Consider the following 2,466-nt stretch of genomic DNA (forward strand, 5'->3'; position numbering starts at 1 on the left):
ACCAATTTATTTTCCCTGGTAAATTGAAAATTAAGTTGATAGAAAGTATTGGTAATACTTCAAGTTAATTGGGGTTTGTAGATGTAGAGTAGTACAGGATGGAATCTCCCTACTCACACCTAATACCCCATAACGGATTTAAAATTTTATTTAGAACTGATAATCATTTTTTTTGTCGTAATTTTCTGCAATTCTGTTTGTACTTTTTCAATAACTTCTTGCCACTCTCTTGACTGAGACTGACGGAATAATTTCATCGTTGGATACCAAGGAGTATTTTCTCCTTCTTGTAACCAACGCCAGTCAGGATTAAAACATAACAAAGTCCATACATTTTTACCTAATGCTCCTGCTAAATGTGCCACGGAAGTATCAACAGTAATTACCAAATCTAGTTGCTCTATTACTGCTGCTGTATCAGCATAATTATTTAACTGAGAACTTAAATCTTCTATCTGAATATTTTTAGGAAGTTCAGTTAATTCTTTACTGCGTTCTCCTTTTTGTAGACTATAAAATTTTACTCCTGGCACTTGCAAAACAGGTAAAAAGTCTATTAATTTAGAGGAACGATGACAATCGTTTTTATGAGTAGGACTACCACCCCAAACAATACCTATTTTATATTCAGTATCCGTCAGATTTATCTGATTACTATTTGTTGATTGGAGATAGGGAATATTGGCAGGAATTGTTTCTAACGTTGTGCCGAAAATATAAGGTAAACTCATTAAAGGTACATAGATATCAAATTCTGATAATTGTAGTTCTCCGGGAGGCATTAATTTATCAATTTCTGGGATATTTTTAAATAGAGGAATTAACTCTGGCGGACATACTAATATAATGCTTTGACAACGTTTTGCTGCTACAGAAATATAACGAATAAATTGAATAGCATCTCCTGCTCCTTGCTCCGTATGAACTAATAAAATTTTATTGCTAATATCTTCCCCTTTCCATCGGGGATGAGGACATTGAAAGGGAGTAAATTCTGATGTTTCCCACCGCCATTCACATTCTGCAAATCCCCGTTTTAAATCTCCATTTTTCAACAATGTCATGCCTAAATTAAAATGTGCTTTGGCAAAACTACCGTTGAGATTAATTGCCTTTTCATAATGTTTAATTGCCTTTTCTAACTCACCTTTTTGACTATAAGCATAAGCAAGACTATTGTGAGCATCGGCATTATCTGGTTCTGTATTAATTACCTGTTGTAAAAAATTAATTGCTGCTTCATATTGTTGATTGTCTCCCAAAGCTACTCCCAAATTATATTTAGCTCTAGTCAAATCTGGTTGTAACTTCAGACATTCGTGATACTCATTAATAGCTTCTACTAATTTACCTTCTTGATATAACTGATTTCCTTTAAATAAAAGAGTCTCTGCCATAGCTATTTCTGAAGTTGGTTTTACTGTTTCTGCTAAAGCTTCATCTGGTAAAACATAAGAACTAGCTAATAAATTTTCATTCCATTCAATAATTTCCGGGAAGCGAATATTTGGCAAAACTGCCACAGAAAATATTTCCTGAACTCCAGCTTCAAACTTCAAAAATGCCACAGTTTCTCCAGTTAAAATATTTACCACCCAAACACCACAAATTCTTTCTTGAAGTTGAGTAATAGGCATCCCACTAAAAACAGCAGTTTCTCGAACTTGAGACAAACCAATAAATGCTAAATTTCCCCAAAAATCTATACCACGAGTAAACCCAGGTAACTTAGCAATTGTTTCTAATTTTCTGTCGTTTAAATCGACTTTTGCCAGACTACCATTTCCCGATTCTAATAACCATAATTGTTCTTGATACCATCTCGGAGAATGAGGCATAGATAAACCCCGCATTAAAATTTCATTTGTTTCTATATCCATTAATATTCCACCATTAGCTTTATTCTTTCTCCACCCTGCTGAAGTATCAGTTTCTCCCAAAGCAGTCGCATATTTTGGCTGGTCATTTTTTAAACAAAGTCCGTTTAAATGACAGCGGTCTGTTAAGTCATATCCAGTGATAAAAGGAGGTCGCCATCTCGGCACAAAACTATTAGGATGACCGAGAGTACAAAGACAAGAAAAACGAGTATTAATAAACCATAATTCATCCTTCGCCCAAGCCATTTCGTGAATATCAATATCGCCAGTTATATGAATATTTCGTGGTAAATAACAAGCGTCATGTTTGCCTTGCGGTTCTATTTTTCCTGCCACTGCTGGAACATTCCGAAAATCCCAAATTTGATAAGCAGTTCCCAGGGCAATTTTTTCGTGAGTTGCTGCTAATCCCATCGGTTTATTAAAGGTCCGAAAATGAGTATTAATTACTCCATTATCCGCACGCAATACAATTAATTTACCTGCTTGATAAGTTGAAACAACTAAAGATATGCCTAACTGGTCTAAAATATTAGGGAAATTATTTGTATGTACACTTCTTAATAAATAATTGTCAGTATTAACA

At 34.5% G+C, this 2,466-nt stretch carries 1 protein-coding gene; it reads right to left on the reverse strand.

Going from position 1 to position 2,466, the window contains the following annotated elements:
- Positions 1-146: 146 nt before the first annotated feature.
- Positions 147-2,466, reverse strand: a 2,320-nt coding sequence (locus AFK68_RS01820) for a TIGR03032 family protein (RefSeq protein WP_246843934.1), incomplete at its 5' end; no start/stop codon positions are given.

The organism is Hydrocoleum sp. CS-953 (assembly GCF_002260545.1).
GTDB lineage: Bacteria > Cyanobacteriota > Cyanobacteriia > Cyanobacteriales > Microcoleaceae > Trichodesmium.